Below are 26,580 nucleotides of genomic sequence, written 5' to 3' on the forward strand. Positions count from 1 at the left end.
GTGACATAAACTGCCTGAAGATTTTCAAAAAGCGCCAAGACTTCCATTGTTAGTAGAACTTATGTCATTTTCTTCTATTGTGCGTGCCTTAGGGCGATCGCCGCTCACTACTGAATTTATTTCTAAGTTAAATCGCCAACAAGAATTGCGCTTAAATGGGATTCCTCGCTTACCAAAGGGTTTGGTAGCTTCAGCATTGGCGCAAACTCAAGGCAGGAATTTGTTCGTGGTATGTGCCACTCTGGAAGAAGCCGGACGCGTTTACGCACAACTAGAGGCAATGGGATGGCAAACAGTACATTTTTACCCCACCTCTGAAGCTTCTCCTTACGAACCCTTTGACCCCGAAACTGAAATGAGTTGGGGGCAAATGCAGGTGTTGGCGGATTTCGTAATGGGGCATGGGGCATTGGGTATAGGGCATGGGGAAGAAAATCCCAATTCTCAATTACCTAAGATGGCGGTTGTGGCGACTCAAGGGGCGTTGCAGCCGCATTTGCCGCCGCCAGAGGCTTTTCAAGAGTTTTGCTTGACACTAAAGCGGGGAATGGAGATAGACTTAAATGCTTTTAGTGAAAAAGTAACTCTTTTGGGTTATGAGCGAGTACCACTGGTGGAAACTGAAGGGCAGTGGAGTAGGCGTGGCGATATTGTTGATGTGTTCCCGGTTTCATCGGAGTTACCAGTGAGGTTGGAATGGTTTGGCGACGAAATCGAACAAATCCGGGAATTTGACCCAGCAACTCAACGTTCTGCCCTCGATAAAGTTGAGCAGTTAATTCTCACCCCGACTAGCTTTGCTCCCATCATCATGACACCACTGAAAAATAGTGATGAGTTAGGAGTTATGAGTTCTGAGTTCAATTCTGACTCAGGACTGGGCACTGGAAACTCAGGACTAATTGAAGGTAGCCGTCGTTTTTTAGGTTTAGCGTTTGAGCAACCAGCATCGCTGTTAGACTATTTACCAGAAAACACCTTGATTGCCATTGATGAGCCAGAACAGTGTCATGCTCATAGCGATCGCTGGGTGGAAAATGCCGAAGAACAATGGTCACTCATCACTCATCAGTCATCAGTCATCAGTGGACTACCAAAAATTCATCGGTCTTTTGATGAGTCTTTGGCTGATGTTGCGCGGTTTCAAACACTGTATTTATCGGAACTGTCAGAGGAAAATGATGGCATTAATCTTGCCAGTAGAAGCGTTCCGGTGACGCCACATCAGTTTGCTAAATTAGCTGAAACTATCCGCCAAGAACGCGATCGCAATTTCTCGATTTGGCTGATTTCGGCTCAACCTTCGCGTTCTGTGTCGCTGTTGCAAGAACACGATTGTCCGGCGCAATTTATCCCCAATCCCCGCGACTATCAAGCTATTGAGAAGCTACAAATCAACCACACACCAGTGGCACTCAAATATTCTGGCTTGGCGGAATTAGAAGGTTTTATTCTGCCTACATATCGCTTGGTAATTGTCACCGACCGAGAATTTTACGGTCAGCATTCCTTAGCAACTCCCGGTTTTATCCGCAAACGCCACAAAGCGACTTCTAAGCAAGTTGACCCGAATAAGCTGCGTCCAGGGGATTATGTGGTTCACAGAAATCATGGCGTTGGCAAATTTGTCAAGCTGGAAAGCTTAACGATTAATGACGAAACTCGCGATTATTTGGTAGTGCAATATGCCGATGGCTTGCTGAGAGTGGCAGCGGATCAATTAGGTGCGTTATCTCGATTCCGCGCCGCAGGAGATAGGGCACCAGAACTCAACAAGATGACTGGTAAGGCTTGGGAGAATACCAAGAACAAAGTCCGCAAAGCGATTAAGAAATTGGCGGTGGACTTGCTGAAATTATATGCAGCGCGATCGCAACAACAAGGTTTTAGTTTCCCAATTGATATGCCTTGGCAAGAGGAAATGGAAGATTCTTTCCCTTACCAACCCACAACAGATCAGCTAAAAGCTGTACAAGATGTGAAACGGGACATGGAAAGCGATCGACCAATGGATCGCTTGGTTTGTGGCGATGTCGGTTTTGGAAAAACGGAAGTGGCGATTCGTGCGGTTTTTAAAGCAGTCACCGCCGGTAAACAAGTGGCACTCCTTGCGCCTACTACTATTTTAACTCAGCAGCACTACCATACACTCAAAGAACGTTTTGCTCCCTACCCTGTGAATGTCGGCTTACTCAACCGCTTTCGTTCCGCCGAAGAACGCCGCGATATTCAAAAACGTTTGGCAACGGGTGAATTAGATGTAGTAGTTGGCACACACCAACTTTTAGGCAAAGGCGTATCATTCAAAGATTTAGGACTGTTGGTGGTGGATGAAGAACAGCGCTTTGGGGTCAACCAAAAAGAGAAAATTAAAAGCTTGAAAACTCAAGTTGACGTGCTGACTCTCTCAGCTACTCCCATTCCCCGGACTTTATATATGTCTTTGTCAGGAATTCGGGAAATGAGTTTAATTACCACACCACCTCCAACCAGACGCCCGATTAAAACTCACCTCGCACCACTGAATCCGGAAAGTGTGCGGAGTGCAATCCGTCAAGAATTAGACAGAGGCGGGCAGGTATTTTATGTAGTTCCACGAGTTGAAGGCATTGAAGAGACAACTGCCAACTTGCGGGAAATGATACCGGGGGGGAGATTTGCCATCGCTCACGGGCAAATGGATGAAAGCGAGTTAGAATCAACCATGCTCACCTTCAGCAACGGTGATGCAGATATTCTTGTTTGTACAACAATTATCGAATCTGGCTTGGATATTCCGCGAGTCAACACCATCTTAATTGAAGACGCTCATCGCTTCGGCTTGGCTCAGTTGTATCAATTACGCGGTCGTGTGGGACGTGCAGGTATACAAGCTCATGCTTGGCTATTTTATCCCAAACAACGGACGTTATCTGATGCCGCACGGCAAAGGTTACGAGCAATTCAAGAATTTACTCAGTTGGGTTCCGGGTATCAATTAGCAATGCGAGATATGGAAATTCGCGGAGTAGGTAACTTACTGGGTGCAGAACAATCCGGTCAAATGGATGCCATCGGTTTTGATTTATACATGGAAATGCTGGAAGAAGCAATTCGGGAAATTCGCGGTCAAGAAATTCCCCAAGTTGAAGATACGCAGATTGACCTTAACTTGACAGCATTTATTCCAGCTGATTATATTACCGATTTGGATCAAAAGATGAGTGCTTACCGGGCGGTGGCCACAGCGAAATCCAAAGGAGAGTTAAAGCAGATTGCAGCAGAGTGGAGCGATCGCTATGGTACTTTGCCAGTCCCAGCCAATCAACTATTGCGAGTTATGGAACTCAAACAGTTAGCGAAAAAACTTGGATTTAGCAGGATTAAACCAGAAAACAAGCAGCACGTTGTTTTAGAAACACCAATGGAAGAACCAGCTTGGAATTTGTTAGCGGCGAATTTACCAGACAATCTTAAAACCCGCTTTGTCTATTCGCCTGGAAAAGTCACAGTGCGCGGTTTAGGAGTTTTCAAAGCCGACCAACAATTACAAAGTTTGATTGATGCTTTTGCGAAAATGCAAGGTGCAATTCCAGAGGCGGCTGTTGTTTGACAAATAGAGACGTAGCATTGCTACATCTCTACATTGATTCATCTACTAAATTGCTTGGTTCGCCGGGGTAGAAGTCATAGTCCACAATCTCTGGCAAACTGTAGGGACACTCTACCGGAAAAGTACGCTTGGGTAAATCTGTTTCTCCAACAGCTAATTCGACACCTTTAAGGTAGGCTTTACCAAGTGCTTCTTCAAGGTAGGGCTTTAGGCTAGGATTGTCTTCAAGCAGTTCAGCAATATCTAAGCGTTGAATACGAAGTGTTGCTAACCAGCTACGGCTACGGCGTCCTGACTGGTACTCCCATTTTAGTAAATGTCCAATCAAAATACTTAGACGATTTCGCAATTCTTGACATTGCTGTTTACCCAAAGATTGAATCTCCTCAATCAGATTTTGCACATCAATCTCACTCCACTGCTCATTGCGAAGTAAAGTTGCTTGTTCCTCTGTCCAAGCGTAAAAATCAGTTTCGTAGAGGCTTGGTGAAGACATTGGGATCTTTGGGTTTGTTTCAGGTATAGGCATTAGGTTAGTTAAAACTCAACGTCTTTGGTTTTATTGTAGAACTGTCTCAAACTCTATTACTTTGAATTATAAAGTTAGCCGCTATGTCAGACTTACTTAGAAGAATTACAGTTAACCCCAAACAATGTGGTGGTCGCCCATGTATTCGGGGTATGAGAATTCGTGTGTCAGATGTATTGGACTTATTTGCAGCTGGACTCAGTGCCGAACAAATCTTAGAAGAAATGCCCGATCTGGAAGCGGAGGATCTCAAAGCAGCACTTTTATATGCCTCACGTAAGCTGAATCATCCAGTGTTAGTGGCATAACAATCTGGGTAGACGCGCATCTTTCACCTGCGATCGCAACTTTGATTTAGATTTGTTTACCTATTTTTATTGCTCTCAAGTTACTATCAATCTAAAACCAGAAACTCAACAGGAGAGCCGGAGTGAGTATTAATCTTGATTTGCCGCCAGAACTAGAAAACGAACTTTCTACTGAAGCTTCTCAGCTAAACCTTCCTCTTTCAGAATATATTCTTCGGATTCTCTTTGTAAGGCAAGTTATAGCAAATCCACCCAAAACAGGAGCTGAACTCGTTGCCTATTGGCACAGTGAAGGCATTATCAACTCACGACCTGATATTACAGATAGTCAAGCTTACGCTCGTAAGTTGCGTCATGAGGCCGAAACTCGCGATCGAGCTTTTATCTCATGAAATAGTATAATCAAGTCAGATTTAATCAGTCTCTTAAATATGAAAGGATATATCCAAAATCAAACGATTATTCTACAAGACAGTTTACCTAACAGCTTAAAAAATGGTGATGAAGTTGAAATTGTCATCATTCCTATCAAAAAACCAAAATATCGTTTTCCCACATTCAAACTTGATATCAAACAAGAATATTTAGATCCAGAAAAGATTTATGAACAAGATTAAAGTGTTTTTTGATACGAACGTTTTAATCTATGCTCATGACGAATCATCACTTTATCATCACAACTCTGCAAATTTATTAAATCTAGTATTTGAAAATAAAATTCAAGGAGTGATTGCAGAACAAAATATCATAGAAATATACAGAATTTTAACCAATCCTGCTGCGATGCGGAACAAACCATTAACCTCCCAAGAAGTTAACAAACTTATAACTGAAATTTATTTAAGCGGTACATTTCAAGTATTATATCCTAATTAATTAACTACAGAAAAAACCTTAGAATTAGCCGTTAATTATAACTGTGTATCAGCAAGAATTTTTGATATTCGTCTAGCAGGGTTAGTGATTACCTATCCAGTAGATTATTTCGCAACTTATAATACTAAGCACTTTTTAAATATTCCAGGTTTAACGCCTATGACACCTGAAGATATTTCGTCTATTTTACCATGCTAAATCGCTTGTTTGCGTCTTTGAGCGATCGCACAAGCAACTGTCGTTTTAACCTTTGCAACATTAATTTAATCAGCCACAGTTTGGAGCACAAAACTATAGTTGTTAGCATATTCTCACAAACTAGCTCAACAGGTGTATGAAAATTAGAGCAATTATTCATCCAGCAGAAGAAGGTGGCTATTGGGCAGAAGTTCCCGCGCTTCCCGGTTGTATTACTGAAGGGGAGACGATGGAAGAGGTGATGGCTAATTTAAAGGATGCTATTGAAGGTTGGCTTGATGTTGCCAACAGTCGTCATGCAATTGAGTCAACAGATAGAGTTGTCGAAATTGCTGTATGAAATCAATTTCTGGCAAGCAACTTTGTAAGATTGTAGAGCAAAAAGGTTGGGTTTTACGACGAATTACTGGCAGTCATTATATTTATGAAAAGCCTGAACAACAACAAATCCTGTCAATTCCTGTTCACCGCAATCAAGATTTGAAAGTTGGAACCTTGAAAGCCCTAATGAAAATAGCTCAGCTATCTGAAGATGATTTACTGTAATTGTGAATAATTTAGGTATTATGGGCGATGCCTACAGTTTTTGCTAGCTTTTGCAGCCTCACAACGCGGATAATTTGATAGTAGGACTAACAAACGATACACAGCTATGACTGAATTACTGTAATTCGCAATATCCCAATTGAAAACCTTACCTGCCACTGAACAAGATGCGTAGGCGTAGCCCACCGCAGGCATCGCAGCAATGATTTTGGCAGAACTAGAAGATCAACGCCGTTGGGATGAAGCTTTTGCCCGTTCTCCAGACATGCTTGCCAAACTTGCAGCCGAGGCAATGGCTGAATAGCGTGCGGGTAAAACCCAACAGTTGTAGCAACAACTAAAAAGTTACTTCTACTCAAACTCTATCACTTCTGCTGTTGTGAGCGATCGCACAAGCAACTGTCATTTTAACCGTAGCAACATTAATTTAATCGTTGATTGCTGACTGTCAACTGTCAACCGTCAAAGGTCAACAGTTAACAGTCTTCTGTGGAATATTTTTTTCTTGGAAGTCCCTTAACTAAACTGTTCCCCTGCGTCTAAGTTAAACAGCATTTGTAGAGTTTGCATACAACGCCGTCTGGCTTCCACATCTTGCTGCGATCGCAGTTGCACCATCGGATCGTGTAAAATTTTATTAACAATTCCTCTTGTTAAAGCTTCGATCACCTCTTGATGTTTTTCTGCGAATTCCGAACCTAATCTTGACAAAGCTTTTTCTAATTCTTGTTCCCGAATTGTTTCGACTTTATTTCGCAGACAGCTAATAGTAGTTACAGTTTCTAAACTACGCCACCAAACATCGAAAGCTTCCACTTCTTCTTCTAAAAGTCGCTCTGCTTCCTGGGCAATCTTCCGACGGCTTTCGTAGTTTTGTGCCACTACAGCCTTCAAATCATCCACGTTATAAGCCTGCACATTTGTTAGTTCATTTACGTCAGCATCAACGTTGCGTGGCACAGAGATATCAAATAACATCAATGAACGCTGAGCTTCTAAAACCATTTCTAATTTGGCGCGGTCAAGTATCGGCTCTGTGGCTGAAGTGCTTGTAAATACTAAATCACTATCGGCAATTACTGTCATCATTTCCGATAGGATGTGAATTTTTATGGGTTGTTCGGGGAACTGTTTGGCTAATTCTTGGGCACGTTCGCGAGAGCGATTGACAATGCTGATTTCCACAGCACCTTTAGAAACCAGGTGTTGCACTAGCAACCGCGACATTTTCCCTGCACCCAGAATTGCAACTCGGCAAGCAGCTAAATTTGCTACTTTCATTTGTGCTAATTCCACAGCTGCCGAACTAATGGAAACAGCGCCAGTACCAATACTAGTTTCAGTGCGAACTCGCTTACCAGCTGTGAGAGCTTGTTTAAATAATCGATTCAAAATGGTTTTTATACCGTTATATTGCTGTCCCAATTTGTGAGTAGTCTTCACCTGAGCCAGAATTTGACCTTCTCCGAGTACCAGACTATCTAAACCACCTGCTACCCTCATGACATGCATAACCGCATCATCATGCAACAACATAAACAAATGTTGTCGTAGAGAAGTCACAGGTAATTTGCTGTGTTCTGCAAGAAATTGAGTTACTTCCCGGATACCTTGGTCTGTTTCGCTGGTAACAATGTAAATTTCCAGGCGGTTACAAGTGCTGAGAATTGCAACTTCGTCAATATGGGGGTAACTGGTAAGATGAGCGATCGCACTTTCAATTTGTGGTTCTGGAATGCTCAACTTTTCACGGACTTCTACAGGGGCTGTTTTATGGCTTAACCCCACCACTGCTATATTCATTTGCTAAATCGTAGTTACTAGTTTGTAGTCGGTAATAAATTGATTGGGAATAGGGAATGGGGAATTGCAGGTTGTTGCTTGGAATAATTACCAAGCAACAAACAAAAATCGATCGCTAACTACTAACTACTAACTACTCTCAGGTGAAGCATTTAAATGCTTCGCCCCTAGTATTACCATTCCCCATTCCCTAAGAATTAGAACAGTTGGAGGCTCTTCGGTTCGCCAAACATGTGGATTGTATCAACAAACCGAGCTGTTTTTGATTGGTTAGAAATTACCAAGCTCTGAGTTCTGGCTCCACCGTTGAAAAAGCGTACACCTTCGATGAGGTTACCAGAGGTGATACCGGAAGCAGCAAACAAAACTGTTTCACCAGATGCGAGTTCGTGAGCATCATAGACTTTATCGGGGTCATTGATACCCATTGACTTTAAGCGTTCGAGGTTGGCTTCTTTGCTTTCTCCAATCAAACCTGTTTTTACTACTTCAGGATCGTAAATCAGTTGCCCTTGGAAATGTCCACCCAAAGCACGCATAGCAGCTGCTGAGATTACACCTTCAGGAGCCGCACCGATACCCATGAGGGCGTGGATATTAGTTCCGGCGAAACCACAAGATAAGGCTGCACCCACGTCACCATCAGAAATCAGTTGTACTCTTGCTCCAGCGCTACGAATTTCTTTGATTAAATCATTGTGGCGATCGCGTTTCATTACAACTACCACAAGTTCATCAATTGCTCGGTCTAGACACTCAGCCAGAATCTTGAGGTTTTCCGTTGCTGACTTGTTGATGTCCACCTTACCCTTGGCTGCGGGAGGTGCTGCTAATTTCTTCATATAAAAGTCAGGAGCAGCAAATAATCCTCCCTTCTCTGAAATTGCCAACACAGCCATCGAACCAGGTTGTCCGTATGCTACCAAGTTCGTACCTTCACAGGGGTCAACGGCGATATCAATTTCAATTAGTTCATCAGGGTTACAGAGAGCTTCGGCATTTGGTTGGGTACAGATACCGACTTCTTCTCCGATGTAGAGCATAGGGGCATCATCGCGTTCGCCTTCCCCGATAACAATGCGACCGCGCATGTAGATTTTATTCATCCGTTCCCGCATCGCTTCCACAGCTACTTGGTCAGCAGTGTTCTTTTCACCTTTGCCCATCCACTTAGCAGATGCGATCGCTGCTTGCTCTACTACCTCTATAATCTCTAACCCAAGTGTATTTTCCACAGAGTCTGCCCTCTCAACTGCTTGAATTTGCGTTACTTTATCTGGCTATTTCAGTCTTTAAGTCTACCAAAGGGCGGTTACCAAATTTCCATTACAAATGTTAATGATGTGTCAACTCCTAAGTTATTGACAAAAGTGTCAAAAGGAACTTTGTGTGGTGTGGGGTGTTGGATGTGGAGAAAATCCATATTTCACCACCCTACACCCTCTTGTTAATAAAAGTGAGTAGGGAATCGGGAGTGGGGAAACCTTTGCTACCCACTTTCAAAGCGGAGTTTCAAGCTCACAAAGCGATACAAGGGTGGAGAATCGCGAGTTGTGACCCTACTCCCTATCTCAAAGGGCTAATATATTCCCTCCCTACCCCAAGAAGTGGTCAAGAATTTTAAACATCCTTTCCTTTATTTTATCGTTGTGCTTGTGAGTATTAATACTTCAACACTGTGAGGTAAATGTTAATCTGTGTTTATATCTGGTTTGAAATAATTTAGAAATATCGCGGTTTAATTTGGGAACGGGGACTTCTCAGAAAAAAACATTTCATTGCAGCTGTTAAGTATTGACGATTCACAGTCAATACTCAACGCTCAACAGTCAACCACCATATACTGTTGTTTATTTTTTGGACTTCCCTAGTTTGTATTAACCCAAAAAAGCATTTAGAGGTGAATCGTGTTTATCGACTACATCACACTCATGTTAATTAACATGGTAGCTGGTTTATTTATACTAGCTGACTATGTATATCGTGGGATAGATAGCTCACATCAAAAACAGTGGATTCCCGGATTTGGTATTGTTGGTGCCATCGCTTTAACAACTGGTTTACACATGAATTTCACCTGGCCAGTTCCTGGTAGCTTTAACATTGCCTTCGGTGAAACAAGTGTTTTATTTGGCATTTTGTTTGTGGCAGCTGCAATTGCCCTGTCTGTGGGTTGGGACTTATTGACAATCGCAATTTACGGTTTTTTTGCTGGTTTAGTGGCGATCGTCATTGGTATCCGAATTCTCAACTTGAATATGACAAAACAACCGTTACTCTCAGGAATCGGTTTTATCTTAACAGGATTTGGTGGTGTATTTGCCGCGCCTACTCTCTATTGGAAAACTAATCGAACTTGGCGATTAATTGGTGTTGTTGTACTAATAATAGCCGCTTTAATTTGGGCATTTACAGGATATTTGGCTTACTGGAATCATTTAGAAAGTTTCCAAAAGTGGGTTCCAGCACCAATGCGGTAAAGGAATTCCCAAAAATCAATTATCTTGTTTAAGAGTTGACTGTTCACAGTCAACAATCTTCCATCAAATATTTTTTTACTTGCAAGCCCCTAAGTAATGTCGGCAATGATCTAGGGTAGAGATATAGTTAAAAACTTGCTTTAAAAATATGCTGGAATTCCTCAATCCCCTTTTAAATCGTCATCCAGAGCGAGTTAAAGCCAACGTCGAAATTTACACATGGCAAACTTGTCCTTACTGCATCCGTGCCAAAATGCTGTTGTGGTGGAAAGGCGTAAAGTTTACCGAATATAAAATCGACGGTGATGAAGCAGCCAGAACTAAAATGGCAGAACGCGCTAACGGACGCCGGACAGTACCACAAATTTTTATTAATAACCAACACATTGGTGGTTGCGACGACCTTTATCAGCTAGATACACAAAATCAGCTCGATGGTTTGTTGGCTCAATAGTAATTCGGCATTGGGCATTGGGCATTGGGCATTGTGGAGATGAGGGAGCAGGGGAAGCTCTTGAGGTAGGGAAAGAATAACTCCTAACTCCTAACTCCTAACTCCTAACTCCTAACTCCTAACTCCTAACTCCCAACTCCTAACTCCTAACTCCCAATACCCCATGCCCTAATTTCTTAAATTGTAAAAATTTGATGAAGTTTCGATCCTACTTAAGAGGATGCTAAATAAATATGGTGATTATCTTATACATCAACAATGGATGCATCGTGCCTTAGAATTAGCACAAGCAGCAGGTGAGGCAGGTGAAGTCCCCGTAGGTGCTGTTATCATCAATTCAAAAGGCAATTTACTTGCGGAGGGAGAGAACAGAAAAGAACGCGACAAAGACCCTACGGCTCATGCGGAAATAATTGCTCTTAAGAGAGCAACCGCAACTTTACAAAATTGGCATCTAAATGAATGTACCCTGTACGTAACTTTGGAACCTTGCCCAATGTGTGCAGGTGCAATTGTTCAAGCACGTATCGGATTACTTGTATATGGAGTGGACGATACAAAAACTGGCGCAATTCGTACAGTTATTAACATCCCTGACAGTAGTGCTTCTAATCACCACTTGCAGGTAATCGGAGGCATTCTAGAATCAGCTTGTCGTCAACAATTACAGACTTGGTTTGTGACTAAGCGACCTAAGAGAAAATAACAGACAGAGGTAAAACTGTCCATCTAGCAGGACACAAGTCGTGCAAGAGAATCTACGGTGTAACTAATCAGGCTTTTCGTTAAATTTTATCCGTCAATCAGCTGTCTCCATCATGATGGAATTTTACTCTTTATTCGATACTTGCCAGCACAGACCAGCAAATACTCAAGCAGATGATACCACCTCAAGGGTTTCTCCTTGGTTAAGTCCTCTGGCATATCTATTGGGTCGTTACTGCCTACTACCATTATTCTTTGGGCGAATTAGGATAACCGGACAAAAAAATATCCCTAAAACTGGGCCAGTTATCTTCGCTCCCACCCATAGAGCACGTTGGGATGCGTTGCTAGTACCCTATGCTGTTTCTGATTGTATGATAGCCAAAGACCTGCGATTTATGGTCACTATTGATGAATGTCAAGGGTTACAAGGCTGGTTTGTGCGACGCTTGGGGGGGTTTCCAGTAAATACTAGACAACCATCAATTCGCAGCCTGCGTCATGGAGTTGAACTGCTAAAACAGCGAAAAGCTGTGGTGATTTTTCCAGAAGGTAACATTTACCGTCAAGCTCAAGCTCCTTTGAAGCCGGGAATTGCACGTCTGGCTTTGAGTGCTGAATCCAGTGATTCTGGACTGGGAGTGAAAATTATACCTGTCAGCATTAATTACAGTCAACCATACCCTAATTGGGGTACAGATGTGACAATTCACATTGGCTGTCCAATGAAAGTCAAGGATTACATAGGTGACTCGATAAAACAAGATGCGAAAAATCTCACAAGCGATTTAGCAAAAGCACTCCAACAGTTAAGTCATCAAGAAAGAGAAATTACCAACCACACATTTGCAGAAATTACTAATTCTTGATTCTGTAAAGCGTTTTCAGACAGTTAATCGCCAAAAAAATCCTACAAAAGAAGCAGTTGACCCTTTGAAGATTTGATGGAAATGACTAACTGCTAGATTTAGCGTGTATCAACCACAAAAAAATTAGTAGTATTTTGGAAGCTTTTGAGGACGTATATCTATAAGATTAGCCTTTAATGGTGGAAGATTCAGCCAAATTGGCAGTTTTTGAGCAAATAGCTAATTATTAACTACAAAATACAGAATCGATCGAGGGTGAAGATTATACAAAGGTAGTGGGAACTATATTCAAGCAATTTTTAGTCTAAATCTGAGAAACTTAGTTATGTGGCTTTGGTTTGCCTAAGACCAAAACAGAGTTAAGATACCGAAAGTATCCATAGCTTTTCTATATAGTTGTTGCACTAATTGACCCCATGAACACTGCTGCCGCTGTTACCTTGATGCACCGTGCTTTTTTATCAGTCTTAGCAGTCTTTAGTTTGCTATCACCTGTGAATGCTCAGGTATCACAGTTACCAGGCACTACTGGCCAACCACAACCCATCGATCCCAACGCTCCTAATAACCTTCGTCCGGTAACTCAAAATAACAGCCTTTTGAGCATTGAAGGGGGCGATCGCTTAATGAAAGATGCAGAACAAGCCGTTTCTGCTCAAAACTACACCTTAGCTGCAAAGAAACTCCAAGAAGCACGTCAGGTTTATAATCAACTATCTAATTTTTATCAAGATTTAAACTCTAGTTTTTCAGGAATTGACAACAGAGTTTCCGATTCTCAGCGTCAAAAAGCTTTATTAACAGCCCAAAAACGAGATGAAGCAACATTTCAACTAGCATTGGTACATCGGGCACAAAATCAGCCAGAATTAGCAGTGCCATTGTTGGTTCAAATAATTAAGAGTCAAAACCCGACACGGGATTTAGGTAAGAAAGCCTATAAGCAATTGTTTGAATTGGGTTTTGTTGATTCTCCCTACCCCAGAGAAAGCAGTTCATCTTCCTCATCTCAAAAATAAAAATGGGGCATAGGAAGAAGACAAGGGGACAAGAGGACAAAGGAGAAAAATTGCTACCTTGTCTCCCCCCTCTACCTTGTCTCCCACCCAAACCTCATCAGAATGTCCCCACTCGGCTAGTCTCAAATTAGACTTGTCTGATATTCTCTTGCAATTTAACCCTCAACCGTCAACAGTCAACGTCAATTATCTGTAAACTGCATTAATCACAATATCTTTGATAGTCAAATAAATAATTAATAACGATAATAAAAATTGTTCAATTTGCAGAATTGGATCTAAGCGCCAACCTTGAAAAAATAATATTCCTCCGCATAATAACAAAACAATTGGCGTAAATATCACTTGGATAATGTAAAGACTTAAAGCCCAACCTCTAAGTCTGGTTCCGCGTTGGACTAGCCAAGCCAATGTTAAAATAAAGTAGATAATTGCTAAAAGCAAATAAATAATTCCAATTAAACCAGCTAAATTTAATCCAAAGTTAACTTGAGCTAAAGTGAGCATAGATTCATAATCCTGCTTGATTACAAGCCAAAATAGTAAAATTATTCCCAGTTAAAATAGGTAAAAATTAGAAAAAATAAATTTTATTTTGTAGGCTATTTGTTGATTTCAAGTATTAAGTTTATTTCGCCCATATTTGACTCTAAGTTTTAATAAGAATTGTTGGGTTAAGCGCTAGCAAAACCCAACTGAGAATTCTTGCTCATTTTCTCAGAACCTCTATCTCTTATTACCAGGAGGTGAATTGCGCTGCGTCAGGTTATCAACTTGGAGTTGTTGTCGTCCGTTGGTGATAATTCGCAGCATTTCTTTGAGATCCTGCTCGATGTTTTCTAGGACACCATCAGCATACGCATCAGCGCCGTCTTCAATTTCTTGAGCGTGAGCGATCGCTGTTTGTCGCATTTGCTCTAACTCTTGCTGACAAGCATACCGTTTGCGCTCAATTTCAGTCAGAGTTTCCTGCATGATTGCCTCACACTCTTGTTGTGTTTGCCGCCGTATTTGTTCAGCTTCTTGTTTTGCCTGTTGAATAATATCGCTTTCAGCTAAAATTTGGGCTTTTTTTGCTTGGGCGGCTTCAACTATTTGCTGACCATATTCTTCTGCTTCCAGGAGAATTTCCTCCTTTTGTTCCAGAATTACTGCTGCTTCTTGAAAAAGCGCTGGCAAAGCAAGCCTAATGTAGTCAAGCTGATCTAGCAGTTTTTCTTCATCGATGAGTGTGCGTCCCGTCAGGGGAATCCGGAGACTAGAGAGAACCATTTCTTCTAGGCGGTTGAGTTCCTCCTGAATATCTATGGTTCCCTCTGTGCCGGCGTACTCTTGAGGGGGGGGGTTACTTCCGTTGAGATTGGGTTCAACATTGGAGACTTGTGATTGTAGCATTGGTATATATCTAGGGCAATGTGTGGGGGAACGAGATGATCGATAGAGCCACCAAACCTTGCAATCTCTTTTACCACACTACTACTTAAAAAACTATACTCATTTGAGGTTGCCAGAAAAACTGTTTCAATTTGGGTAGAAAGAGTTTTATTTGTGTGAGCCATTTGCAGTTCCACTTCAAAATCTGACACAGCCCGTAAGCCTCGCAGCAAAACTTGTGCGTGTCGCATTTGGGCATAATTGACGGTCAGACCGTCAAAGCTGTCTACTTCTACATTCGGTAGATGCTGACAAGAAAGACGGATCTGATCTAGCCGTTGCTGAACACTAAAAAGTGGCACTTTATTGGGGTTCCGCAGTACAGCGACAATTACGCGCTCAAACAGCCGACTACCCCGCTGAATGAGGTCAAGGTGTCCCAAGGTAATGGGGTCAAAGCTGCCAGGATAAATCGCAATCACAATGATATATCAATCTTAAATTTAGGTGATTATATTGAAACTGTATTGCGTAACTTACTCAAATGTATCATCTTGAACTCTCCGCAAGAATGTTAAGGTAACTCCAAAAAATAAACAATAACTTAAAATTATTGACTGGTGAGTGTTGAGTGTTAACTGTAAACCGTGAACTGTCAACGGTCAACAGAACAATACCAATGGAATATTTTTTACTTGGAAGTTCCAAAAGCCATTGTTATGGTGGCACAAGTTATGCTCAACTAGCCGATAGGAATTAGACTCCTAAATATGGATGCTCGATTTCTCCCTGTGTCTTCACAATAATGTTGTAGAGGATTAAAGTTTAGTCTGGTATTCCAAACTTCAAAAACTCCGTACTTATTAACAAAGTGCGCGGTTAGTTAACGAACTCTTCTAGGTAATTTTGCATGGCACTGGATTTTTCCACCTTGCCCTTGGCGTTTCAATTTACTTCCCCAGGACCGATTCTGGTGAGAATAGGGCCATTGACTATCCGCTGGTATGGCTTGTTAATTGCCACAGCAGTGTTAATTGGCGTCGTGCTTTCGCAATATTTGGCAAAGCGCCGTCATGTTAATCCGGAGTTGTTAAGCGATTTGTTTTTTTGGCTGTTAATTGGTGCAATTCCGGGGGCACGGCTATATTACGTTTTCTTTGAATGGCCAAAATATGCTTCAACTCCAGAAAAAATCTTTGCTATCTGGGAAGGAGGAATTGCGATTCATGGCGCAATTCTCGGTGGGGTTTTGGCAGCTTTAATTTTTGCCAAACTCAAGCAAGTTTCTTTCTGGCAATTGGCGGATTTAGTAGCGCCTTCGCTGATTTTAGGTCAAGCCATTGGACGTTGGGGCAATTTTTTCAACTCCGAGGCTTTTGGCGATCCTACTGATTTACCCTGGAAGCTATACATTCCACCAGAACGTCGTCCCCTGGAGTATGTTAATTTTGATTACTTTCATCCCACCTTCCTCTACGAATCTTTGTGGGATTTAATGGTGTTTGGGCTGCTAATAACGTTGTTTTTCCGCTCTTTATCTGGCAAACCACGTTTGAAAGTAGGCACGTTATTTCTAGTTTACTGGCCAGCCTACAGCTTAGGACGCCTGTGGATTGAAGGATTTCGCACTGATAGCTTGATGCTTGGGCCTTTGCGAATGGCACAAGTGGTGAGTTCCTTGGGAATTCTATTGGGATTATTGGGGTTAGCTTGGCTTTACTTACTCAAACGCCCTTTGCCTGATGTAGTTCCTAGTCCCAAGGGTAATGGAGAGATGAGGGGATGATGGGGATGAGGGGGACGAGGGAGACAAGGGAGATGGGGCAGGGGAGAATAATAACTCTCCAGTCACCAGTCACCAGTCACCATTCCCAATGCCTTATAACCAAAAATAAAAAATGCCCCAGAGTTTTCTCTAGGGCTTAACCAGGGTGCATCTACCATTACTCTCTACTGGGGAAAGAGAGTAAATCCGGAAAGATACTGAGAAAATAACAAAAAAATTTTTTGAGGGTTTGCTGTGTGTGCTTCTGTGAGTAAATATACAGAAAATTTGAGTGATAAAAAAACACTATATGCTGTGGAACCTTCTGTGTACATTGTGGGAGCAGGCCCCGGAGATCCCGATTTATTAACAGTGAAGGCGCAGAAATTATTGGCTGTAGCTGATGTAATTTTATTTGCTGATTCTTTAGTTCCAGAACAAATTTTAGGAATTTGCCGCCAAGATGCCGAGATTGTCAGAACTGCAAATCAAACTTTAGAAGAGATTGTGGCGATTATGGTAGAAAAGGTGCGATCGCAACACAAATCTCTCGTCCGTCTTCATTCCGGCGATCCCTGTCTCTACAGCGCCATTCACGAACAAATGCAACTCCTAGCACAGGCAAATATCCCTTTTGAGGTTGTACCTGGTATCAGCGCTTTTCAAGCTGCTGCTGCCAAACTTAAAACAGAACTGACTGTACCTGGTTTAGTCCAAACCATCATTTTGACACGCATCAGTGGACGTACAGAAGTCCCCGCCACCGAAGAATTAGCTTCTTTAGCAGCACATCAAGCTAGCCTCTGCCTATATCTGAGTGCGCGTCATGTGGAAAATGCCCAAGCCAAACTATTAGAACATTATCCAGCCGAAACCCCAGTGGCAATCTGCTTTCGCGTCGGCTGGCCCGATGAAAAAATTAAGGTTGTCCCCCTCAATCAAATGGCAGACTGTACCCATCAAGAAAATTTAATTCGCACCACACTTTATATAATCAGTCCAGCACTTTCGCCAACCACAGGGCGATCGCGTTTATATCATCCCGAACATAGTCATCTGTTTCGTTCGTCTCATTGAAGATTGGGCATGGGGCATTGGGCATTGGGCATGGGTCATGGGGCATTGGGCAATACGGTTCGGATAAGCAGTATGAACTTCCCTTGTGGTCTGGGAAAAGGTTAAGGGGTAAAAGATGTATTTGAAACCTTTTCCCTTTCCCCTTTCCCCTTTAACCGAACCGTATTGGGGTATGGGGCATGGAGCAGGGGAGATGAGTTTTTCCCCTGTAGCCCCTAGAGCTTCTTCTGCCCAATGCCCAATTCCTGTACAATTCGATAGACTTTACATTGTAATAAAATTCAAAATTTCAATTGCTTACTATGCCATTAATTAAAGTCCAAACTTCTGCATCTGCTCCTCAAAAAGCTGAAATTGAATCAATGCTTTTGAGTTTGTCAGCCAAGTTAGCAAAACATTTAGGAAAACCAGAATCCTATGTGATGACGGCTTTTGAAGCAGAAATTCCTATGACTTTTGCGGGTAATACAGACCCTGTTTGTTACATTGAAATTAAAAGCATTGGCACGATGAAGCCAGACCAAACAAAAGCCATGAGTGAAGATTTTTGTCAGCAAATTAATCAAACTTTGGGTGTGGCTAAAAATCGAATTTATATAGAATTTGCAGATGCCAAAGGCGCAATGTGGGGCTGGAACGGCAGCACTTTTGGTTAGGGGAAACCCTGGTAGAGCAAGTAACTAGGGTGAATGTAGAATCCCCGACCCTAAAGGGTCGGGGAGTGTCAATGAGTGTAGGATAGAGATCCAGCATCAACTCGTAATTTTTTATGTCTGCTACACCTCTTGTATCTCAGGTTGACTCAGAAAAAACAGCCAAATCAGCATTACTTCCTCCCCTGCTTGGTGCAAGTGTCGCCGAGTTAACAACTTGGGTGCAACAACAGGGACAACCTGCTTACAGAGGAAAGCAACTGCATGAATGGATATATCACAAAGGGGTGCGATCGCTCTTAGATATTTCTGTGTTTCCGAAGCAATGGCGCAACGAAGTCGCAGAAATTCCCATCGGACGCTCAAGTTTACACTACCGCTCTGTGGCACCCGATGGCACGGTGAAATATCTTTTGCGATTAGCAGACGGGCAAATAATTGAAACAGTTGGTATTCCTTCAGACAATCGGTTGACGGTTTGTGTCTCTACTCAAGTGGGTTGTCCAATGGCGTGTGATTTCTGCGCTACTGGAAAAGGAGGCTACAAGCGGAATTTAGCACGGCATGAAATTGTCGATCAAGTATTGACCGTACAAGAAGATTTTCAACAACGAGTTAGCAATGTGGTATTCATGGGTATGGGCGAACCGTTGTTAAATACTGAAAACGTACTAGCTGCCCTAAAATCTCTCAATCAAGATGTTGGTATCGGTGCGCGATCGCTCACTGTTTCTACAGTAGGAATTCGCGATCGCATCCGTCAATTCGCGCAACACCATTTGCAAATCACTCTGGCGGTTAGTCTCCATGCACCCAACCAACCACTCAGGGAAAAACTCATCCCCAGCGCCCGCGCTTATCCTCTGGAAGATTTGCTGACTGAATGCCGTGAATATGTGGAAATCACTGGACGCCGTGTGACTTTTGAATACATTCTTCTGGCTGGTGTGAATGATTTGCCAGAACATGCATTAGAACTATCGAAACGTCTGCGGGGATTTCAAAGTCATGTAAATTTAATACCTTACAACCCCATCCAAGAGGTAGATTATAAGCGCCCCAACCGCGATCGCATTCAAGCATTTCTCAATGTCCTCAAGCAACAACAAATTACTGTCAGCGTCCGTTACTCCCGTGGTTTAGAAGCTGATGCTGCTTGCGGACAACTCAGAGCAAGTAATTAAGTGGTTGATTGTTGACTGCTAACGGTTAACAGTTATGACATACTGGTAAGTGGTTGAAAAGTCTTTGTCTTGAAAAGTCACGCCCAATTTTGGATTGAAGATTTTGCGGAGTCTAGAATCGATATTCTAGTTATTGATATTGCATGGCTTTGGCATAATCGCCCAAAGCGTAGCAAGCAACTCTTAGGCTGGCAAGAGCTTGTTCTTCACTGCGTCGGTCTTTAAGCGCCCTAGCTAAAAGTAAACGTTCTTCATAATATGTAATTGCTTTGTGATGATCCCCCAAGGCTTCACAAGCAACTCCTAAACTACCTAGAGATTGTTCTTCGCTACGCTTGTCTTGGATTTCTTTGGCTAATTGTAAGCGTTCTTCATAATATTTAATAGCTTTTGTATAATCACCCAAAGCATAGCAAGCATTACCTAAGTTCTTGAGTACCTGAGAAGCACTACGAACATTTTTTAACGAGCGTGCTAAGATTACACATTCCTCATAGTAAGCGATCGCCTTTGGATAGTTGTCCAAAGCGTACCAAGCGTTACCCAAATTTTTCAGTACTTGTTCCTCTCCCCAATTATCTTTGAGTTCGCGCACAATTGCTAGACTTTGCTGCTGATACTCAATGGCTTGTGTAAAGTTACCTAAAGCTTTATATACCAATCCCAAATTATTCAGTGCTGCTACTTGACTGCGTTTATCTTGTAGCTGTTGAGTTATTTTCAAAGATTTTTCTAAAAATTCAATTGCTTTGTGATGGTCGTTGAGGTGGCGGTAGGCATTGCCTAGATGCGAAAGTGCTTGCATCTGCAATGGTAAATCTGAAACTTCTTCACTCAAAGACATACACTGTTGAGAGTAGGAGATAGCACTTTTGTAATCTCCTGCGCTGTAACTTACCAATGCTAAAAAAGAAAATACCTGTGCCTGTTTTTGTAAATCCTTAACCGCCTGGAACAGTACTAAGGATTGTTTTAAGGATTTCATTGCTGCAATTAATTCACCAGCTTGCTGCTGTTGAATACCTTGCCGTAATAATTGAGACGCCTCGGATAAATGTTCGTCACTATCCTGTACTGGTGGTATTTGTGGTTGTGACCCAGAGTCAAATTCATGGGTAATTGTATTGCGCTTCACTGGTTTTAAGTGTGTTATGGATAATTTTAGAGGGACAGTATTTTTTGATGTATGGTTCCATCCGTCTTTAGACATCAACCCCTTCCTATGTAGTCTGGTGGTAAGTCTAGTGTTCCCAAAACCAGAATTTATCTTTCATAAAGCTGAATTACCAGAGTTTGGATGGCAAATACTTGTATTGACATCTAAAAACTTTATCAATGATGGCAGCGCTAGAGTTAATCCGTGAAGCGATGCGCTGCTTAAGTTTCCATTTCTCAACAAGCAATCAAAATTCAGAGGCTTCAACTAACTAATAGACTGAAGTTTCCTAACTCACTTTTAATTAATAACCTTTATCTATTTATTGGTATTTTTGTATTCCAAACTTGTTCAAATTCTCCTTTTGTAATTTCAAAGTCGCCTATATCATCTTCACGTATTAATTGATCGCATAACATTCCGTAATCATCAGCAATGTGGCTACTATCATAAAATAATACATTGCCATTTTCATAAATTTCGATTTGTCTAACTACATGGCTATTATCACCAATTTCCATAAAGTAGGTGCTAGTACCCCAAGTATCAAACTCACCTCCAAGAGATTCATCCCAGAACCACTTGCAATATTTCTTTGTTTTTACTAATCCAGACATAATTAGTTTATTCCTTAGAACAATGACTGCTTTTCAGTTACTTTAGGCAGATAGAGTGTTTGCCAATTTTCAGTAAATATGTCTTTCAAACTCAAAAATCAAACTTTTTTGCTGGATAATCTACATCCTATGACAGTCCTAAATCATTTGTGAAATCTTACTCCTCACACCATTGTTTAACTACAGCCAACACTCATCACTGATATTTTTCACAAATCAAATAGGATTGCTATATAAATTTTAGCTAATAAATTTGAGTGTTTAGCTTTTAGTCGCTTATGCTTTAGGCAAGCATTCCTGACAACCAAATTATTTTACTGTGCTATTTATTATCCGCATCTGTGCTTTGAGTGTGGCGGAGAATATCTCGGACTTCCATAAGAATTTTCCCTAGCATGTTTTTCCCACTACCGTCAGACCCACAACCCCAATAAAAATCGATGGGTGAATTTTCAACAATTTCTTCATCGCCTGTGGAAAGTAAGATATCTCTGATATCTCTATGAGTTGTAAATTTGGATAGCACAGCTTGGCGCATAATGTCGTCTTTCACTTGTTCCCAGTCTTGACGCAAAGGCCGAGTTCTTTCACGCCCCATTCTTGCAGCATCTTTAGGCATTTTAACCAAGCGGATTTGTTCTACATGAGGTGTACCAAGGAACTTTTGTGCTTGAAAGTAATGTTCGCTAGTCGGCCAATACAATCCATCAAGCTCGAAGCCGTGGAAAGAAAAATTGGAGAAACAGCCATATTGTTCGCGAGTGCTATAAAAATAGATTGTCATAGAATTTAGTAATACTGGATTGTCAACAAATACTCATAGCGATCGCTATTCTATTAACTAAATTCTCTGATAGCAATATACTATTGTATGATTTGCCATTAATAATGTTAATTAACAACAATTTAGCTTTTGAAAATTTAATTAATTTTCATTTTTTATAAAACAGAAGACTGATTTTCTGGTGCTTCAATAAATGCCTCAAAGTCACGATTAGGCGACCATTGAATAGCGCCATCCCGTCCCGTAAAAAATACTTTAGTTTTACTTTGATTCAGTTCCGACAAAGTTTTTTCATCCAAGTTGGCAGCAGCAGTAATGGCCACTTGTGGTTGCAGTACAAGCACTAGGTTTTTCAAAGATTGTGGCGCGCACCAAAGTACTTGTGGACGAGGTAAACTTCCATTTTTAACTAATTTTTGTACCTCTTGAGACTTGATATTGCCTACTAATAACCAATTCCAATCTAAAATTTGCAATTGTAAAATAGGTAATTCATCGTTGATTAATTGTGCGACTAGGGAACCAGCTTGTACAGCTTGACCAACTGCTAAAGGTTGGTAAGATCCTTGATGTTTTTGTATTTCTTCTTGAATTGCCTGAATAGCAATAGCATTTTCTGGTTTCGGAGAATAGTCATAAAAATTTTTGATTGGTAAACGTTGGGCTAATTCAAACCAAGCATTACTTTCATTGCCTTGAAAATCAGTAGCGATCGCCCAATTAATTTGATTGATACCCTGCTGTTGTAAAAACGGTAAAATTGTGAAGCGTCCTGTACCTTCATCACCGCTATTAATTACAGTTACTGTTCCTTTATCTTGAACAACTATAATTGGTTCTGTACCAGACTCTAATATCGTAATCCTAAATAATGTGTTCGCAGAATGCCAAAGAGGAACGATTACCAAACCAATTGCAATTACACTAGCAAACCACCAACGCTGCTGCCACCAACGTACCAGCCAAACTAAAATAATTAGTGCATAAATAGCTAGCAATTGCCAACTAGATATGCTACCTACAGCCACAGAATTTCCTGGCAAATTGCTAAAAAATTCCACTAGTTGAATCATCCAATCAGTAGGGTAATGCAACAACCCAGCTACAAAGCTTCCTGCTTCAGTCAAGATTAATGCTGCAATAGCACTGATGATACCACCGATACTAATAATAGAAATTAATGGAGTACTAAGCACATTCAGCAATAAACTGTAAGTTGGCACAACTCCAAAGACAAAAAGTTGCACAGGTAAAGTCCAAATAGTGGCAGCTAAAGGAACAGCAATTAAAGAAGCGATGGCAGATGGTAACCAATTCAAACGCTCAATAATTGGTGGTACTGTTACAACTAATCCTAATGTCGCTAGAAAGCTTAATTGAAAACCTAAATCCCAAATCCATAACGGATTAAATAGTAATAAAAGTGTGGCTGCTAATAACAGCGAACCTAGTTGTTTTACCTTTCTTTTTAATAACAAACCAATTAATGCTGCAAAACCCATAATTACAGCTCTCAGAACCGCAGGTTGAAAACCTGTTAAACTCAGAAAAATAATTAAACCCAAAAACCCAAGGGTAAATTGTATTCCTTTTCTTGTACGCTTCGTCAATTGTAATATCACACCCAAAATCAACGAAGTTTGAAATCCAGAAGCAGCTAAAGCATGAGCTAACCCTGCTTTTACGAATAAATCGCGGATATCGTAGGGTAAATCCACAGCTTTGCTACCTAAAACCATTGCACTGACAAGAGAACCCTTTGGAATACCCAAACTCTGAACTTGCGATCGCACAATTCGCTGCCGAATTTGCCACCAACCCCATTTCCGTTCTTGTTCTAAAACATTGATTTGTCGCCCAATCAAACCAGCAAACGTTCCCTCTTGTTTGAGAAACTTTTGAAAATCGAAACCACCAGGATTGGAAGCCGCCTTCGGTTTGTATAAAATCCCAGTCACAGCAATTTGTTGACCAGGGTATAAACCAGTGGCCTGAAGAATGGGCACTGTTACATATAATTTTCCCGTAACTCCTTTTGGGATACCTGCTGAACCTTGAGCGTTTTTAACTTCATCTAGCTGAGTCGCTTCCAGCCAAAATTGTCCCCGTTGACTGCGAGTTAAGCGCGGATTACTCGCCACTTCCCCGCGAACAATCACAAGCTGTTCTTGATTACTGCTATTTCCAGGAGGAACGAACTGACTGATATCTTTTGCACTTGGTTCCGGTACTCGCCATTGAAAATACACAGTTGCTAACAATCCCACTAACCCAGCAGCTAACCATATTCTCGGATCGGGAATAGTTTGCCAGTTGTTAAGCATTGTCTTGGCTTTGCCTCGACCATTTTCTGCTTTCTGAGCAAGTTTCCGTGAGATGATGTAGCGTCTTCTCAAAAAAATTGCTCCCGCTATCCCCAGAATCAAAATCCATGCACCACCCCAAGGAATTGCTGTAAACAATAAACCCAGAATGTAGCCAAGACAAATAATTACACCACTAGCTTGAATCATAAAATTTTTTCTAAAAGCACTTAGCAAACAGAATTTACAGTTAATTATCAAAAATATGCGAATATATCAATTTCTGTCTTCCCGCGTCATCACCTGTAGCTTTCCTTTGAAGAATTAGTACTAATAACAACATGACTTACGTATGGTAAACGAGAAATTAAGGATTTGGGCTGGGCATACCGCAGGAAAAAATCCCCAATGCCGTATTTGCGACCTCAAAAAATAATCTCACCGCGTAAGTCCTGAAACATTTTTGCATACCCACTTACAAACAAAGCCTGCTTCAGCAGGCTTGATAATTGCAAGCTCTTTCTCTGTACCTCTAAGGCTTGATTAGAACTTACGCACACTCTACGAATTGTTCTTGACGAGAGGCTGCGCCTTTGCAGAAAAAAGCCTCTCATAGAGAAGGCAGTTCCATAAATCTAGCTTTTCGGAGATTTTTGCGTAAGTTTTATTATGTAACACTGATTCACCAAAATCATGATATACATGCAAGGACTTGTAGGAGCGAAGGGCCCTTCGCCCTACATTCGTATTTCTATCATCAATATATAGTGAAAGTAATATCGCTAGCCTTGCTATAAACGTACCCAGCGCTCATACCAGCAATTTTAAAGTAGTTGCTGATTTGTACTTCTTCAAAATTCATCATCATCTTCAAGTTAAAAAACCTGATAAACACAGGCAGATAAGCAAGAAAAGCCCTTATCTCTCACTTTCCTTCCTAGTGACACCACTAATCTGATGTCTTCTTCAACAACGGAAAGCCTAACTTTTCTCTTTGCTCAACATATAAATGAGCAACTTTACGTGCTAAGTGACGAATCCTAGCAATGTAACGAGTTCTCTCCGTCACTGAAATTACACCTCTAGCATCCAGCAAATTGAATGTGTGCGAACACTTCATTACATAATCCAAACTTGGCAAAACCAATCCTCGCTCTGTTAGCTGCGTAGCTTCTTGCTCATACAAGTTAAACAGGGTCAGCAGTAACTCAGGATTCGACGCTTCAAAGTTATAGGCACTTTGCTCAATCTCATTTTGGAGAAAAACGTCTCCATAGGTAATGCTATCTGTCCACTGAATTTTAGTAATTGCTTCCACCTGCTGGAGATACATCGTCAAACGCTCTAATCCATACGTAATCTCAATTGACACAGGGCGACAATCAATTCCACCACACTGTTGGAAGTAGGTAAATTGAGTGATTTCCATCCCATCCAACCAAACTTCCCAACCAGTACCCCAAGCTCCCACCGTCGCATCTTCCCAGTTATCTTCCACAAACCGTACATCATGTTCTTCAGGACGAATGCCTAAAGCCCTCAATGAATCAAGATAAATCTCCTGAATATTGTCTGGCGACGGCTTAATTAAGACTTGGTACTGGTAATAGTGTTGAAAGCGATTCGGGTTTTCACCGTAGCGCCCATCTGTAGGACGACGACACGGCTCAACATAAGCTACAGCCCAGGGTTCCGGGCCCAATGCTCTTAAAAATGTTTGGGGATTTTTAGTGCCTGCTCCCTTCTCAATATCGTAAGGCTGAGCAATCAAACAACCGCGATCGCTCCAAAACTGATGCAACAAAGCTATTACCGACTGAAAATTCACGCTTTATCCTTCCTTAGTCAGCACATTGCATAAACCATTGTTGCTCACAACCCTGCACTGTGGGGAATTTCAGAAGGTTCAAAAAAAAGGTCAAAAAAAAGTGGTCAAAGAGGTTGACACTCTAAGAATGGTTAGCTATATTGAATAAGTGCCAGAGAGAGCGAAGCGAAAGAGCGACGCTGTTGGGACACGGAACCATGAAAATATTATAGTTTGAAAGCCATTATACAACAAGTGGTTAGCGTCAAGTAAATAAGAGAACCAAGCTGGGGTTAAAAAAGCGCAGCTAAAGAGCTAAAAGCAAACGATTCATCAAAACGGAGAGTTTGATCCTGGCTCAGGATGAACGCTGGCGGTATGCTTAACACATGCAAGTCGAACGGTGTCTTCGGACATAGTGGCGGACGGGTGAGTAACGCGTGAGAATCTAGCTTCAGGTCTGGGACAACCACTGGAAACG

Annotated in this window: 28 protein-coding genes and 1 rRNA gene; 18 read left to right on the forward strand and 11 right to left on the reverse strand. The window is 41.6% G+C overall.

Going from position 1 to position 26,580, the window contains the following annotated elements; translation table 11 throughout:
* The first annotated feature begins 61 nt into the window (after positions 1-61).
* Positions 62-3,592, forward strand: a complete 3,531-nt coding sequence (gene mfd / locus VF06_RS17250; RefSeq protein ID WP_099068516.1) for a transcription-repair coupling factor — start codon at positions 62-64, stop codon at positions 3,590-3,592.
* A 28-nt stretch (positions 3,593-3,620) separates the two neighbouring features.
* Here the strand turns inward: mfd and VF06_RS17255 are convergent, their stop codons facing one another.
* Positions 3,621-4,088, reverse strand: coding sequence for a DUF29 domain-containing protein (locus tag VF06_RS17255; protein ID WP_218963806.1), 468 nt, complete (start codon positions 4,086-4,088; stop codon positions 3,621-3,623).
* A gap of 116 nt (positions 4,089-4,204) precedes the next feature.
* Here VF06_RS17255 and VF06_RS17260 point away from each other — a divergent pair, with 116 nt between their 5' ends.
* The 6 genes from VF06_RS17260 to VF06_RS17285 all read left to right on the forward strand — a co-directional run bounded on the left by VF06_RS17260 (position 4,205) and on the right by VF06_RS17285 (position 6,049).
* Complete coding sequence (locus tag VF06_RS17260) at positions 4,205-4,429, forward strand: DUF433 domain-containing protein (protein WP_099068514.1); 225 nt, start codon at positions 4,205-4,207, stop codon at positions 4,427-4,429.
* Positions 4,430-4,551: 122 nt separating this feature from the next.
* Positions 4,552-4,821: a hypothetical protein gene (locus tag VF06_RS17265; protein WP_099068513.1), complete on the forward strand. Its 270-nt coding sequence runs from the start codon at positions 4,552-4,554 to the stop codon at positions 4,819-4,821.
* A gap of 39 nt (positions 4,822-4,860) precedes the next feature.
* Positions 4,861-5,046, forward strand: a complete 186-nt coding sequence (locus VF06_RS17270) for a hypothetical protein (protein ID WP_099068512.1) — start codon at positions 4,861-4,863, stop codon at positions 5,044-5,046.
* Entirely contained in the window at positions 5,033-5,305 is a 273-nt protein-coding gene (locus tag VF06_RS17275) for a type II toxin-antitoxin system VapC family toxin (RefSeq protein ID WP_099068511.1), read from the forward strand. The genes VF06_RS17270 and VF06_RS17275 overlap by 14 nt, the downstream gene beginning before the upstream one ends.
* A gap of 334 nt (positions 5,306-5,639) precedes the next feature.
* Positions 5,640-5,843: a type II toxin-antitoxin system HicB family antitoxin gene (locus VF06_RS17280; RefSeq protein ID WP_099068510.1), complete on the forward strand. Its 204-nt coding sequence runs from the start codon at positions 5,640-5,642 to the stop codon at positions 5,841-5,843.
* Complete coding sequence (locus tag VF06_RS17285) at positions 5,840-6,049, forward strand: type II toxin-antitoxin system HicA family toxin (RefSeq protein WP_099068509.1); 210 nt, start codon at positions 5,840-5,842, stop codon at positions 6,047-6,049. Before VF06_RS17280 ends, VF06_RS17285 begins: the two co-directional genes overlap by 4 nt.
* Before the next feature lie 516 nt (positions 6,050-6,565).
* Here VF06_RS17285 and VF06_RS17295 read toward each other — a convergent pair.
* On the reverse strand, positions 6,566-7,852 hold the full coding sequence (locus VF06_RS17295) for a glutamyl-tRNA reductase (protein ID WP_099068508.1): 1,287 nt from the start codon (positions 7,850-7,852) through the stop codon (positions 6,566-6,568).
* Between the two features lie 197 nt (positions 7,853-8,049).
* Entirely contained in the window at positions 8,050-9,087 is a 1,038-nt protein-coding gene (glpX, locus tag VF06_RS17300; RefSeq protein ID WP_099068507.1) for a class II fructose-bisphosphatase, read from the reverse strand.
* A 672-nt stretch (positions 9,088-9,759) separates the two neighbouring features.
* On the opposite strand from glpX, the gene VF06_RS17305 reads away from it, so the two are divergent.
* From VF06_RS17305 to VF06_RS17325, 5 genes are all read left to right on the forward strand, one after another.
* Positions 9,760-10,332: a DUF981 family protein gene (locus tag VF06_RS17305; RefSeq protein ID WP_099068506.1), complete on the forward strand. Its 573-nt coding sequence runs from the start codon at positions 9,760-9,762 to the stop codon at positions 10,330-10,332.
* A gap of 148 nt (positions 10,333-10,480) precedes the next feature.
* The gene (grxC, locus tag VF06_RS17310) at positions 10,481-10,786 is read left to right on the forward strand and encodes a glutaredoxin 3 (protein WP_099068505.1); all 306 of its coding nucleotides are present in this window, start codon (positions 10,481-10,483) and stop codon (positions 10,784-10,786) included.
* A gap of 220 nt (positions 10,787-11,006) precedes the next feature.
* Complete coding sequence (tadA, locus tag VF06_RS17315) at positions 11,007-11,492, forward strand: tRNA adenosine(34) deaminase TadA (RefSeq protein ID WP_099068504.1); 486 nt, start codon at positions 11,007-11,009, stop codon at positions 11,490-11,492.
* 112 nt (positions 11,493-11,604) lie between these two features.
* The gene (locus VF06_RS17320) at positions 11,605-12,360 is read left to right on the forward strand and encodes a lysophospholipid acyltransferase family protein (RefSeq protein WP_099068503.1); all 756 of its coding nucleotides are present in this window, start codon (positions 11,605-11,607) and stop codon (positions 12,358-12,360) included.
* Between the two features lie 416 nt (positions 12,361-12,776).
* On the forward strand, positions 12,777-13,379 hold the full coding sequence (locus VF06_RS17325; protein ID WP_099068502.1) for a hypothetical protein: 603 nt from the start codon (positions 12,777-12,779) through the stop codon (positions 13,377-13,379).
* A gap of 186 nt (positions 13,380-13,565) precedes the next feature.
* On the opposite strand, the gene VF06_RS17330 is transcribed toward VF06_RS17325, so the two are convergent.
* The 3 genes from VF06_RS17330 to coaD all read right to left on the reverse strand — a co-directional run bounded on the left by VF06_RS17330 (position 13,566) and on the right by coaD (position 15,235).
* Entirely contained in the window at positions 13,566-13,886 is a 321-nt protein-coding gene (locus VF06_RS17330) for a Ycf66 family protein (RefSeq protein ID WP_099068501.1), read from the reverse strand.
* Between the two features lie 219 nt (positions 13,887-14,105).
* Positions 14,106-14,774 carry an ATP synthase subunit B family protein gene (locus VF06_RS17335; protein WP_099068500.1) on the reverse strand — a complete coding sequence of 223 codons (669 nt, stop codon included), beginning with the start codon at positions 14,772-14,774 and terminating at the stop codon, positions 14,106-14,108.
* Positions 14,684-15,235: a pantetheine-phosphate adenylyltransferase gene (gene coaD / locus VF06_RS17340; protein WP_099068499.1), complete on the reverse strand. Its 552-nt coding sequence runs from the start codon at positions 15,233-15,235 to the stop codon at positions 14,684-14,686. The genes VF06_RS17335 and coaD overlap by 91 nt, the downstream gene beginning before the upstream one ends.
* Positions 15,236-15,663: 428 nt before the next feature.
* On the opposite strand from coaD, the gene lgt reads away from it, so the two are divergent.
* From lgt to rlmN, 5 genes are all read left to right on the forward strand, one after another.
* Positions 15,664-16,539: a prolipoprotein diacylglyceryl transferase gene (gene lgt / locus VF06_RS17345; protein WP_099068498.1), complete on the forward strand. Its 876-nt coding sequence runs from the start codon at positions 15,664-15,666 to the stop codon at positions 16,537-16,539.
* A 246-nt stretch (positions 16,540-16,785) separates the two neighbouring features.
* Positions 16,786-17,595: a precorrin-4 C(11)-methyltransferase gene (gene cobM, locus VF06_RS17350; RefSeq protein WP_099068530.1), complete on the forward strand. Its 810-nt coding sequence runs from the start codon at positions 16,786-16,788 to the stop codon at positions 17,593-17,595.
* A gap of 115 nt (positions 17,596-17,710) precedes the next feature.
* Entirely contained in the window at positions 17,711-17,911 is a 201-nt protein-coding gene (locus VF06_RS42095) for a hypothetical protein (protein WP_099068497.1), read from the forward strand.
* Entirely contained in the window at positions 17,898-18,251 is a 354-nt protein-coding gene (locus tag VF06_RS17360) for a phenylpyruvate tautomerase MIF-related protein (RefSeq protein WP_099068496.1), read from the forward strand. Before VF06_RS42095 ends, VF06_RS17360 begins: the two co-directional genes overlap by 14 nt.
* 113 nt (positions 18,252-18,364) lie before the next feature.
* On the forward strand, positions 18,365-19,432 hold the full coding sequence (gene rlmN, locus VF06_RS17365) for a dual-specificity RNA methyltransferase RlmN (RefSeq protein WP_099068495.1): 1,068 nt from the start codon (positions 18,365-18,367) through the stop codon (positions 19,430-19,432).
* Between the two features lie 130 nt (positions 19,433-19,562).
* On the opposite strand, the gene VF06_RS17370 is transcribed toward rlmN, so the two are convergent.
* From VF06_RS17370 to glyQ, 5 genes are all read right to left on the reverse strand, one after another.
* Positions 19,563-20,642: a tetratricopeptide repeat protein gene (locus VF06_RS17370; protein WP_099068494.1), complete on the reverse strand. Its 1,080-nt coding sequence runs from the start codon at positions 20,640-20,642 to the stop codon at positions 19,563-19,565.
* A 260-nt stretch (positions 20,643-20,902) separates the two neighbouring features.
* Complete coding sequence (locus tag VF06_RS17375; RefSeq protein ID WP_099068493.1) at positions 20,903-21,205, reverse strand: hypothetical protein; 303 nt, start codon at positions 21,203-21,205, stop codon at positions 20,903-20,905.
* A gap of 322 nt (positions 21,206-21,527) precedes the next feature.
* Positions 21,528-21,989 carry a riboflavin biosynthesis intermediates N-glycosidase gene (gene ybiA / locus VF06_RS17380; protein WP_099068492.1) on the reverse strand — a complete coding sequence of 154 codons (462 nt, stop codon included), beginning with the start codon at positions 21,987-21,989 and terminating at the stop codon, positions 21,528-21,530.
* A gap of 155 nt (positions 21,990-22,144) precedes the next feature.
* On the reverse strand, positions 22,145-24,502 hold the full coding sequence (locus VF06_RS17385) for a ComEC/Rec2 family competence protein (protein ID WP_099068491.1): 2,358 nt from the start codon (positions 24,500-24,502) through the stop codon (positions 22,145-22,147).
* Between the two features lie 739 nt (positions 24,503-25,241).
* Positions 25,242-26,120, reverse strand: a complete 879-nt coding sequence (gene glyQ, locus VF06_RS17390; RefSeq protein WP_099068490.1) for a glycine--tRNA ligase subunit alpha — start codon at positions 26,118-26,120, stop codon at positions 25,242-25,244.
* Between the two features lie 314 nt (positions 26,121-26,434).
* Here glyQ and VF06_RS17395 point away from each other — a divergent pair.
* A 16S ribosomal RNA gene (locus tag VF06_RS17395) occupies positions 26,435-26,580 on the forward strand; the annotation flags it as partial.

The sequence above is a fragment of the Nostoc linckia z4 genome (genome assembly GCF_002608075.1).
Lineage (GTDB): Bacteria > Cyanobacteriota > Cyanobacteriia > Cyanobacteriales > Nostocaceae > Nostoc > Nostoc linckia.

Coding starts and splice junctions, on each gene's coding strand:
- mfd (WP_099068516.1), top strand. CDS start 62: ATGTCATTTTCTTCTATTGTGCGTGCCTTAGGGCGATCGCCGCTCACT.
- VF06_RS17255 (WP_218963806.1), bottom strand. CDS start 4,088: ATGTCTTCACCAAGCCTCTACGAAACTGATTTTTACGCTTGGACAGAG.
- VF06_RS17260 (WP_099068514.1), top strand. CDS start 4,205: ATGTCAGACTTACTTAGAAGAATTACAGTTAACCCCAAACAATGTGGT.
- VF06_RS17270 (WP_099068512.1), top strand. CDS start 4,861: ATGAAAGGATATATCCAAAATCAAACGATTATTCTACAAGACAGTTTA.
- VF06_RS17275 (WP_099068511.1), top strand. CDS start 5,033: ATGAACAAGATTAAAGTGTTTTTTGATACGAACGTTTTAATCTATGCT.
- VF06_RS17280 (WP_099068510.1), top strand. CDS start 5,640: ATGAAAATTAGAGCAATTATTCATCCAGCAGAAGAAGGTGGCTATTGG.
- VF06_RS17285 (WP_099068509.1), top strand. CDS start 5,840: ATGAAATCAATTTCTGGCAAGCAACTTTGTAAGATTGTAGAGCAAAAA.
- VF06_RS17295 (WP_099068508.1), bottom strand. CDS start 7,852: ATGAATATAGCAGTGGTGGGGTTAAGCCATAAAACAGCCCCTGTAGAA.
- grxC (WP_099068505.1), top strand. CDS start 10,481: ATGCTGGAATTCCTCAATCCCCTTTTAAATCGTCATCCAGAGCGAGTT.
- tadA (WP_099068504.1), top strand. CDS start 11,007: ATGCTAAATAAATATGGTGATTATCTTATACATCAACAATGGATGCAT.
- VF06_RS17320 (WP_099068503.1), top strand. CDS start 11,605: ATGATGGAATTTTACTCTTTATTCGATACTTGCCAGCACAGACCAGCA.
- VF06_RS17325 (WP_099068502.1), top strand. CDS start 12,777: ATGAACACTGCTGCCGCTGTTACCTTGATGCACCGTGCTTTTTTATCA.
- VF06_RS17330 (WP_099068501.1), bottom strand. CDS start 13,886: ATGCTCACTTTAGCTCAAGTTAACTTTGGATTAAATTTAGCTGGTTTA.
- VF06_RS17335 (WP_099068500.1), bottom strand. CDS start 14,774: ATGCTACAATCACAAGTCTCCAATGTTGAACCCAATCTCAACGGAAGT.
- lgt (WP_099068498.1), top strand. CDS start 15,664: ATGGCACTGGATTTTTCCACCTTGCCCTTGGCGTTTCAATTTACTTCC.
- VF06_RS42095 (WP_099068497.1), top strand. CDS start 17,711: ATGTATTTGAAACCTTTTCCCTTTCCCCTTTCCCCTTTAACCGAACCG.
- VF06_RS17360 (WP_099068496.1), top strand. CDS start 17,898: ATGCCATTAATTAAAGTCCAAACTTCTGCATCTGCTCCTCAAAAAGCT.
- rlmN (WP_099068495.1), top strand. CDS start 18,365: ATGTCTGCTACACCTCTTGTATCTCAGGTTGACTCAGAAAAAACAGCC.
- VF06_RS17370 (WP_099068494.1), bottom strand. CDS start 20,642: ATGTCTAAAGACGGATGGAACCATACATCAAAAAATACTGTCCCTCTA.
- VF06_RS17375 (WP_099068493.1), bottom strand. CDS start 21,205: ATGTCTGGATTAGTAAAAACAAAGAAATATTGCAAGTGGTTCTGGGAT.
- ybiA (WP_099068492.1), bottom strand. CDS start 21,989: ATGACAATCTATTTTTATAGCACTCGCGAACAATATGGCTGTTTCTCC.
- VF06_RS17385 (WP_099068491.1), bottom strand. CDS start 24,502: ATGATTCAAGCTAGTGGTGTAATTATTTGTCTTGGCTACATTCTGGGT.